Source organism: Streptomyces sp. NPDC026673 (assembly GCF_040638135.1).
GTDB lineage: Bacteria > Actinomycetota > Actinomycetes > Streptomycetales > Streptomycetaceae > Actinacidiphila.
The window spans coordinates 221,837-230,378 of sequence record NZ_JBEZXR010000006.1 but is presented as its reverse complement, the minus strand read 5'-3'; the positions used below and the strand labels follow the sequence as shown (position 1 = coordinate 230,378).

At 73.6% G+C, this 8,542-nt stretch carries 6 protein-coding genes and 1 pseudogene; 4 read left to right on the top strand and 3 right to left on the bottom strand.

Features of this window, described 5'->3' with window-relative positions; translation table 11 throughout:
• Nucleotides 1-99: pseudogene (locus AB0F62_RS07875) on the top strand (Ku protein); the annotation flags it as partial.
• Nucleotides 100-120: 21 nt separating this feature from the next.
• Here the strand turns inward: AB0F62_RS07875 and AB0F62_RS07870 are convergent.
• The 3 genes from AB0F62_RS07870 to AB0F62_RS07860 all read right to left on the bottom strand — a co-directional run bounded on the left by AB0F62_RS07870 (nt 121) and on the right by AB0F62_RS07860 (nt 4,457).
• Nucleotides 121-1,158 carry a lactonase family protein gene (locus AB0F62_RS07870; RefSeq protein WP_361793428.1) on the bottom strand — a complete coding sequence of 346 codons (1,038 nt, stop codon included), beginning with the start codon at nt 1,156-1,158 and terminating at the stop codon, nt 121-123.
• Between the two features lie 78 nt (nt 1,159-1,236).
• Nucleotides 1,237-2,316 (bottom strand): nitric oxide synthase oxygenase, encoded by a 1,080-nt coding sequence (locus AB0F62_RS07865; protein WP_361793470.1) that lies wholly within the window; start codon nt 2,314-2,316, stop codon nt 1,237-1,239.
• Between the two features lie 614 nt (nt 2,317-2,930).
• On the bottom strand, nt 2,931-4,457 hold the full coding sequence (locus AB0F62_RS07860; RefSeq protein WP_361793425.1) for an FUSC family protein: 1,527 nt from the start codon (nt 4,455-4,457) through the stop codon (nt 2,931-2,933).
• Nucleotides 4,458-4,829: 372 nt separating this feature from the next.
• On the opposite strand from AB0F62_RS07860, the gene AB0F62_RS07855 reads away from it, so the two are divergent.
• Genes AB0F62_RS07855 through AB0F62_RS07845 form a run of 3 tightly spaced genes read left to right on the top strand, consistent with a single transcriptional unit; the run spans nt 4,830 to nt 8,537 of the window.
• On the top strand, nt 4,830-5,357 hold the full coding sequence (locus AB0F62_RS07855) for a (2Fe-2S)-binding protein (protein ID WP_361793422.1): 528 nt from the start codon (nt 4,830-4,832) through the stop codon (nt 5,355-5,357).
• The gene (locus AB0F62_RS07850; protein ID WP_361793419.1) at nt 5,344-6,333 is read left to right on the top strand and encodes a xanthine dehydrogenase family protein subunit M; all 990 of its coding nucleotides are present in this window, start codon (nt 5,344-5,346) and stop codon (nt 6,331-6,333) included. Before AB0F62_RS07855 ends, AB0F62_RS07850 begins: the two co-directional genes overlap by 14 nt.
• Nucleotides 6,330-8,537, top strand: a complete 2,208-nt coding sequence (locus tag AB0F62_RS07845) for a xanthine dehydrogenase family protein molybdopterin-binding subunit (protein ID WP_361793416.1) — start codon at nt 6,330-6,332, stop codon at nt 8,535-8,537. Before AB0F62_RS07850 ends, AB0F62_RS07845 begins: the two co-directional genes overlap by 4 nt.
• Nucleotides 8,538-8,542: the final 5 nt, after the last annotated feature.

The following is an 8,542-nucleotide window of genomic DNA, read 5'->3' as shown; positions in this document are numbered from 1 at the left end:
AGCTTCGGGCTGGTCTCCATTCCCGTCAAGCTCTACGCGGCCACCGAGGAACACGGCGTCTCCCTGCACCAGGTGCACGCCGAGGACGGCGGCGCCGTTGCGCGTACGGGGGTCCCGACGTCAGCCGAAGGCCACGCAGGACGCGGCGGGCACGGCCACCGAGCCCGCGCGCCGGGGCGTGCCCGTGGCCGGGTCGACGTCGAACCAGCTGACGTCACCGGAGCGTTCGTTGGCCGCATAGAGCCGCTTGCCCGAGGGGTCGAGCGTCAGGTGCCGCGGCCAGTCTCCGCCGCAGTCCACCGTCTCCAGCAGCTCCAGCCGGTCACCGCTGTCGTCGATGGAGAGCACGGCGATGCTGTTGTGCCCGCGGTTGGCGGCCCAGGCGAACCGGCCGTCGGGCGAGACCACCAGCTCGGAGGGGTAGTTCGGGCCCGAGGCGTCCTCGGGCAGCACGGAGACCTCGGCGACCGGCTTCAGCCGGCCCACCTCCGCGTCCCAGTGACAGACCGTCACCACGGATTCCAGTTCGTTCATGACGTAGGCGCGGTCGCCGCGCGGGTGGAAGGTGAGATGGCGCGGTCCGGTGCCGGAGCGCAGGCCCATCTCGCGCTCTATCTCCAGTTCGCCGCTCTCCGCGTCGAGTTCGCAGACGCGCACCGAGTCCGTGCCGAGGTCCACGCTGAGCACCCAGCGGCCGGAGGGGTCGGGCAGCACCATGTGGGCGTGCGGGCCCTCCTGCCGCTCCCGGTCCGGTCCGTCGCCCTCGTGCTCCAGCACGTGCCGCGGCTCGCCGAGCGCGCCCCGGTCGTCCACCGGCAGCACACTGACGGTGCCGGAGGCGTAGTTGGCGGTGAGCAGGTGGCCCCGGTGCAGGCACAGGTGGGTGGGCGCGCCGCCGCCCACGGGCACCGCGGCGCCCGTGAGTTCGGGGCGGGCGGGGTCGTCCAGCGAGAACACGGCCGCGGCACCGGCCTCCCCGTGCTCGCTGACGGCGTAGAGGAGACCGCGGTCCTCGGAGAGCACCAGGAAGGACGGGTCCTCGATCGCGGAGTCGGCGCGCAGCACCGTCAGCGCCCCCGAGACGGGGTCGACTGCGGCGGTGGTCAGCCCCTTGCCACCCGCCGAGGTGAACGACCCGATGTAAACGTGCCCGGCCACTGCCGTACCTCTTCCGCTGATTGTCTGTACGGCGGCTGAGAGTAACGCAGTGGCCGGAAACCGATCCCGTTGCCCCCGTCACACCAGCGTCTCGCCGCGGGAGAGGGCCAGCGACTCCGGGTGGTGGACGTAGGCGGGGGTCGGTTCCCCGGAGTCGTAGTAGCGGTGGAAGACGCCGGTGGCCGAACCGGAGATGGGCGGCACGATCCACGACCAGTCGGCGGGCACGGTACGGCCCTTGCGCTCCTCCCGGTCGATGTGGGCGAGGAAGCGGCGGGATTCGGTGTGGTGGTCGGTGATGGTGGCACCGACCCGGTCGAAGGAGTGGAGGACGGCCCGGTTGAGCTCGACCAGGGCCCGGTCGCGCCAGAGGGAGCGGTCGCTCGCGGTGTCCAGGCCGAGGCGCTCGGCGAAGCGCGGCAGCAGGTCGTAGCGGTCGGTGTCGGCCAGATTGCGGGCGCCTATCTCGGTGCCCATGTACCAACCGTTGAAGGGGGCGGCCGGGTAGCAGACGCCGCCGATCTCCAGGCACATGGAGGAGATGGCCGGAACCGCGTGCCACCGCAGGCCCCACTGCGCGAGCCAGTCGAACTCCGGGTGCGCGATCGGCACCTCCAGCACGCTGTCGGGCGGCAGCGGGAAGTGGCGGGGCGGTTCGGCTCCGCCCTGGACGACCAGCGGCAGGACGTCGAAGGGCGTACCGGGGCCGCCGGACCAGCCGAGCTGCCGGGCGACCTCGGTGATGCCGGTGTTGGCGGGGTCGCCCAGCACCCCGCCGTCGGGGCGGGGGTAGCCCGCGTAGCGGATGAGCTGGTCGTTCCAGATCCTGGGGCCCGGCCGGTCCGGCCGGTCCGGGGCGAAGACGGTGATGACCGGGCGTATGCGGCCGCCGTTGGTCGCGACACGCAGGTGGGCGGCGGCCTCCAGCGCCACTCCCCGCGCGGTCGCGACATGGCGGCGGTCGCGGACCTGCAGGGAGTTCCAGTACAGCCGGCCGATGCAGCGGTTGCTGTTGCGCCAGGCGACGCGCGCCCCGAAGACCAGCTCCTCGTGCGTGTGCCGGTAGGTGCCGGTCGCGTCGATCTCGGCGAGCACCGCGGCCAGCCGCTCCTGCGGGTCCCCGGCGGCGCCGGGCAGCTCCTGGTGGTACTGCCGCAGGAAGTCGGTCGCCAGCGCGCGGACGTCGACGTCCTTGTGCCGGACGGCCTGGACGGCCTGGACGGCCCCGACGACCGGGCCCGTACCGTCACCGGCTTCGCCGCCGGCCGGGCACGTGGGCTCCGTGGCGTCGCGTCGCCGCTCCTCGCCGCTCTCCTCCGCCGCCTGCGGATGCCCCGCGGGGCACTCGGCCACCGGCTCCGGGGCGTCCGTCCGCGCGTGCTCCGCCGCCGGCGGCACCCGGCCCGGGCGGGCCGGCCGCTGGTTCTTCCCCCCGGTACGGCGCAGAAACCTCAGCACGCCAGGCACCCCCAAGACCGTCCTGCGCGGACCGTGTCCCATACGGTCCGCGGGTACGACACGAGTTGATCGGTCTTACCGCTTGTCCGGAGTCAGTCATCCTGGCACGCCCCGCCGAACACGACGTCGAATCGGGTGAATTGACGACATCGCGACTCAGGTTGGACGTAATCCGGTCACGTCACGACCACGACCGGTCCCGATCCGCCCGGGGGCGCCCACGAACCCGGCACGCACGCCCGGCGCCGCCGGGGTGTCGCGGTACGGAATGAACGCGCCCCCGTGCGGGGCGAGGCACGGCGGACGGGTGAGCGTCAGACGGGCGCCGCGGTCCTCGCCGGACGCGGGGAGGCGCCGAGGGGGGCGGCGAGGCCGGTGAGGGCCGTCTCAAGGCTCCGCAGGTGCTCCAGGGCGCGATCGGCGTGGGGATGGGGGCCGGCGGCGCCAGCGGCGCCGGCGGCGGGAGCCGCGGGCGCCGGGGCGCCGCTCCCGGCCGTGCCCGGGGGCACCAGGCGCTGAACGGCGATCTCCACCCGGCGGCAGGCGGCTGTGAGGCGCTCGTCGTGGCAGGCGTAGGGGTCGGCGACGACCTCCGCGAGGCCGCGGACCTGGCGCGCGCATTCGTCGAGCAGCGCGAGGACCGCACGGGCCCGCGCCTTGCGGTGCGGCATCGGGCTCAGCGGGTGCACCAGCGGCGCGACGGCGGCCCGGACCCGCTCCAGCAGGACGTCGAGCTCCGCCACGTGGCGGGCCAGTTCGTCCCCCGGCCCGCCCGCGAGGTGGCGGGCGGCCTCGCCGGTGAAGTCGCGCACGGCCTGCAGCGCGCGGCGGATCCAGGCGTCGGTCGCCGCGTGCGTGGTCACCGGGAGCACCACGAGGACCGCGACGGCCGCGCCGAGCGCCCCGACCGCGGTCTCCCCCAGCCGCAGCGCGAGCAGGCCGGGGTGGAGGATGCCGAGCAGGCCGTAGAGCAGGCCCGCCATGACGGTCACGAAGAACATCATCCAGCTGTACGAGAGCGGGGCGGTGTAGAAGATGCCGAAGACGCAGACGGCGACCAGCCCCGCGGTCGGCGCGGGCGCCCCGTGCAGGGGGAGCGCGACGGCGAGCCCGGCGACGATCCCGGTGACGGTGCCCAGGACGCGGCGGAATCCGCGGACGAGCGTCTCACCCCGGGACGTGGTGTTCACGAAGATCCACCAGGCGGTGCCGACGGCCCAGTACCAGCGGTCCTCGGACAGCGCCTGGCCGACGGCGACCGCGATACCGGCCGCGAGGACCGCCTGGAACGCCTGCCGGGTCGTCGGCCGGCGCAGGCCGCCCGGCTGGGGCAGGGCGACGGCGGGCGCCGGGGCGGCACCGCGCTCGTAGCACCACAGGCCGAAGCGGACCAGGGCGGCACAGGCGAGCCCGAGGCCCACCGCACCGTACAGCTCGGGCAGCAGCCCCGGCCCGGCCCGCAGGAACTGGGCGATGAAGAACATCATGAAGGCGAAGACACCCAGCGCGTGACCGCGCGGCCCCCAGCGGCGGGCGTAGACCCCGGCGAAGACGACCGCGAGGAAGGCCGCGTCCCGCGCGCCCGGATGCGGGTGCAGCCAGGCGGCGAGCGCGAGGACGGGGAAGCCTGCCACGGGCATGAGCGCGGTCGTCGCGGCCTGACGCGCGGGCCCCGGGTCGGCGACGACGAACAGCGCGAGCAGCGCGGCCAGCCCGCCGGTCACGACGGCGGGCAGCGGCAGCCCGGCCGCCGCCACGGCGCCGACCGCCCCGCCGATGCCCAGGACCGCGCGCGAGGCACTGCGCAGCCGCACGCGTCCCGGGTCCGGCGCGATGAACATCCGCTTCACCACGTGTCCGACCTGCCCCCTCGCTCGCCTCACGGCCTGTGTCCGTGCATGGAAAAGGCGCTGCGGGGACTCCAGGTCTCCCGCAACGCCATCGTCGTCTCCAGGAAAGCACCCTCCGGTCCCATGGCTCAAGCCGCGCCCGATCGGCTGTGCCATTGGCACAGCCCCCGCCGCCCCGGCCAGGGCGGGGCCGGACCAGTGGCCCATGCCGAAACGCCCATTCGGCGTATATTAGGGAGAAAGGCGGATGAATTGGCGCATAAAAGTCGATCCCGCCTTTACCGACGTCTGACGAACCATCTCACCGGATCCGCCCCCAGGGAGGGGCTCGAGTCGTATCCGACCCGTCCGGAGGAGGACGCGATGAGGGACGTGGCGAGCGAGCGGGACGTGGACCGTCCCGCCACCATCGAGCGGGTCGTGACACTCGACGTGAACGGCCGCTCCTACACCCTGCGGCTGGACACCCGGGTCACGCTGCTGGACGCCCTGCGGGACCGGCTGGGCCTGGTGGGCACCAAGAAGGGCTGCGACCAGGGGGCCTGCGGCGCCTGCACGGTCCATGTCGACGGCAGGAGAGTGCTCTCCTGCCTGACCCTGGCGGCCCAGGCCGAGGGCCGGGCGGTCACCACCATCGAGGGCATCGCCGGCGCCGACGGGCCGCACCCCGTGCAGCGGTCCTTCATCGAGCACGACGGCTTCCAGTGCGGCTTCTGCACCCCCGGACAGATCATGTCCGCGGTGGCGCTGATGGCCGAGGGGCGGACCGGTTCCGACGAGGAGATCCGGGAGTTCATGAGCGGCAACCTGTGCCGCTGCGGCGCCTATCCCAACATCGTGGCCGCGATTCGCGAGGCGGCGTCCGGCGGAGGTTACGATGCGCACCTTTGAGTACGTCAGGGCCACCGACACCCAGGAGGCCGTCCGGATGCTGGCCGACGACCCGGCCGCGTCCTGCCTGGCCGGCGGCACCACACAGCTGGACCTGATGAAGGACGGGGTCCTGGAGCCGCCCACGCTGATCGACATCACCCGGCTCCCGCTGCACGGCATCGAACGCCGGGGCGAGTCGCTGCACGTGGGGGCGCTGGCCACGATGGAGGAACTGGCCGCCGACGCCACGGTCGCCGAGCGGCTGCCCATGGTGCGCGAGGCCCTGCTGCTCGGCGCGTCGGTGCAGCTGCGGAACATGGCCACCATCGGCGGCAACCTGCTGCAGCGCACCCGCTGCCGCTACTTCCGCGACCCCGCGGTCCTCGAGTGCAACAAGCGCTCCGCGGGCACGGGATGCGCGGCCGTGCAGGGCGCGGCCAGGATGCACGCCGTGCTCGGGGTGAGCGAGAACTGCATCGCGCTGCACGCCTCCGACCTCGCCGTCGCACTGGTGGCGCTCGACGCCGTCGTGCACATCCAGGGGCTGTCGGGCCGGCGCAGCGTCCCGCTCACGGAGTTCTACGTCGCGGCCGACGAGAGCCCCCAGCGGGAGAACGTCCTGGAGCACGCCGAACTGATCACCGAGGTCGAGATCCCGCTGCCGCCGCCGGCCGCCCGCTCGGGCTACCTCAAGGTCCGCGACCGGATGTCGTACGAGTTCGCCCTCACCTCGGCCGCGGTGCTGCTCATCGTGGACGGCGGCACGATCCGTCAGGCCCGGGTCGGGCTGGGCGGTGTGGGGTCGAAGCCCTGGCGGGCCTACGAGGCCGAGCATGTGCTGACCGGCGCGCCGGCCACGACGGCCACGTTCCTGGACGCGGCGGAGGCCACGATGCGCGACGCCTGGACCGTGCCGGGAACGGCGTTCAAGGTACCGCTCGCGCGGCGGACCCTCGTCCGCGAGCTGCAGACCGTGTCAGGAGTGACCGCATGAGCACCGTCGAGAGCAGGCCGCTGGTCGGCGCGGGCGTCAGCCGGGTCGACGGCCCGCGCAAGGTCACCGGCGCCGCCCCCTACCCGATGGACTTCAGCGTCCCGGGCCAGGCCTACGGCGCCCTGGTGCAGAGCACCGTGGCGGCGGGCCGCATCGTCCGGATGGACACCGAAGAGGCCGAACGCTCACCCGGTGTGATCTCGGTGCTCACCCACCAGAACGCCCCGCAGGTGGGGACCGGCCCGACGACGATCCTCGGCGAGGCACCGCCCGCCCCGCTGCGCAACGACCGGATCATGCACCACGGGCAGCACATCGCCTTCGTGGTCGCCGAGACGCCGGAGCAGGCGGCCGCCGCGGCACGGCTGGTGCACGCCGAGTACGAGGCCGCCGAGCCGCTGCTGGACCTGCGGGACCCGAGGGCGCAGCATCTGGCGGACCCGTGGAAGATGGACCACTCGCGCGGCGACGTCTCCGCCGCCCTGGAGGCCGCCGACGTCATCGTGCGCGGCACGTACGTCACGGCGGACAACACCAACAACCCGCTGGGGCTGTTCGCCACCCTCGCCGCGTGGGAGGAGGACACCCTCACCGTCCACGACACCAGCCAGTGGCCGTCGATGGTGCGCACCACCCTCGCCATGGTCTTCGGCATCCCCGAGAGCGCGGTGCGGGTGCTGGTGCCCTACGTGGGCGGCGGCTTCGGCGCCGGCCTGCGGGCGTGGCCGCACGTGATCCTCACCGCCATGGCCGCCCGGACGACCAAGCGCCCGGTCAAGCTCGTGCTGACCCGGCCGCAGATGTTCACCTCCGTCGGGCACCGCCCCAGCGGTGTGCAGTGGCTCAGCGTGGGCGCCACGCGCGAGGGCGAACTGGTCGCCCTCGACCACCGCAGCCTCAGCTCGCTGAGCATGGAGGACAACGACTTCGAGCCGTTCTCCCACGGGACCTCGTTCGCCTACCGGTGCCCGAACGTGATCACCCGGGACGAGCAGGCCAAGCTCAACATCGCCGTGCCGACGTCGATGCGCGCACCGGCGGAGGCGCAGGGCAGCTTCGCGCTGGAGTCGGCCCTCGACGAGCTGGCGTACACCCTGCGCATGGACCCGCTGGAGCTGCGGATCCGCAACCACACCGAGGTCGACCCGCGCAACGGGCTGCCCTGGTCCGGGAAGGCGATCCTGGAGTGCTACGAGGCCGGCGCGCGGCGCTTCGGCTGGGCCGACCGCGACCCGGAGCCGCGCTCCATGCGCGACGGCAACTGGCTGGTCGGCTACGGCATGGCGAGCGCGATGTTCCCGTACTTCGCGACGCCGTGCATGGCCGAGGCGACCGTGAACCGCGACGGCAGCGCGTTCGTGCGCAGCGCGGCGACCGACATCGGCACCGGCACGTACACCGTGATGGCCCAGCTGTCCGCCGAGGAACTGGGCCTGCCCCTGGACAAGGTCCGCTTCGACCTCGGCGACTCCGACATGCCCGACTCGATGATGGCCGGCGGCTCCGGCCTGACCGGCGCGCTCGGCAACGCCGTGCACGACGCCTGCCGGAAGCTGGTGGGGCTGTTCGCGGACCTCGCGCGCGGGGACGCCGACTCACCGCTGCTGGGCGCCGCCCCCGAGGACGTCGAGGTCTCCGGCGGCCGGGTCCACCTCGTCGGCCGCCCGGACCGCGGGGAGTCGTACGCCGACATCCTCGGCCGGCACGGGCTGCCTCAGCTCACCGCGACCGGGAGCAGCACGCCTCCGAACCCGGCCGACATCGGCATGTCCCTGGCCGGGGCCTACGGCGCGAAGTTCGTGGAGGTACGCGTCGACGCCGACCTCGGACTCGTCCGGGTCGCCCGGGTGGTGTCCGCGATCGACGGCGGCCGCATCCTCAACGAGAAGACGGCCAGGAGCCAGATCATCGGCGGAACGGTCGGCGGGATCGGCATGGCCCTGTTCGAGGACACCGTCACCGACCCGCGCACCGGCCGCATCGCCAACGGGACGTTCGCCGACTACCTCGTCGCCGTGAACGCGGACATCCCGGAGCTGGACGTGATCTTCGTCGGCGAGCCCGACCGCGGCACCCCCACCGGGACCAAGGGCGTCGGCGAGGTCGGCCTGGTCGGCATCGCGCCCGCCATCGCCAACGCCGTCCACCACGCCACCGGCAAGCGCTTCCGCGAACTGCCGATCACCCTCGACGCCCTCCTCTGAGCCGC